This window comes from Achromobacter pulmonis (genome assembly GCF_002885955.2).
GTDB classification, from domain to species: domain Bacteria; phylum Pseudomonadota; class Gammaproteobacteria; order Burkholderiales; family Burkholderiaceae_B; genus Achromobacter; species Achromobacter pulmonis_A.
Window position 1 is genome coordinate 1 of the sequence record NZ_POQS01000052.1, and the last position, 849, is coordinate 849.

1 protein-coding gene is annotated in these 849 nt (G+C 48.8%); it reads right to left on the reverse strand.

Going from position 1 to position 849, the window contains the following annotated elements; genetic code table 11:
• A partial coding sequence (locus C1I89_RS36120; protein ID WP_440130687.1) for a DUF6990 domain-containing protein occupies positions 1 to 213 on the reverse strand: 213 nt, incomplete at its 3' end.
• Positions 214 to 849 lie beyond the last annotated feature (636 nt).

The window sequence follows — 849 nt, forward strand, 5'->3', positions numbered from 1 at the left end:
GTAGCTGTTCAGGCGTTCGACATCACCGGCGATCGCCAAGGCCGCGAGATGACGAAGGGGCATCTCACCTTTAGCGTCAGTCGGCAAATTTCTATAGGCCGACAATCCAGCACCTAGGCCCTGGGATTGAGCCCAGGATATGGCTCCGTCGGAAAGTCGCTGCACGTCCTCTGCAGAAATTCTCGTAAGCCAAAAACCTTCGGCAACAACCACCCGTTAATTTGATTTATCGGCGGCTATGCTCGAAATTTCTCATTGACCATAAAGTTTTCTTCTCCGGCCTGTTCAACTTTCTGGTTTCTTGGAGTCTAGGTGCTCGAAAAAATTGAGCACATGTTCAGTCAATCCAGCCATATCCCGATATGCAATAGCTCCAAACTCTGGTTCATACCTCGTCATGTACTTTCTTGGAGAAATCTCTAGATCCTGCGCCTTCTGCTCAACCTCCAAAAGGCGACGGGGCATTATTACCCAGTTCGAACGCCTCCCGGACCCACGATCGAAGTCCTGCAGAACCCAACTCACTATCCCTCTATAACTTAAAATAGCCCGCCGGAGCAGGGATATGACTTCTGGCTTATCCTGTTCGAACCGAAACAATATTTCCGGAGGGCATTCAATTTGACTTCCAATCTCCCACCCCACGGCTGACCGAATAACATACTCACTCGCCGTCGATTTTCGCCATTCAGTTGGACCCAGCAATTCTATAAAATCCACAAGCTGACGGCATTCATCTTTTGGAATTGGAAGTATCATTTCACAACTCGCAGCTCGAAACTCAAGGCGGGATGAAGTAGTTTTTCGACTACTTTGCGTATTTTTGAGCGATCAGGATCGCTCGATCGA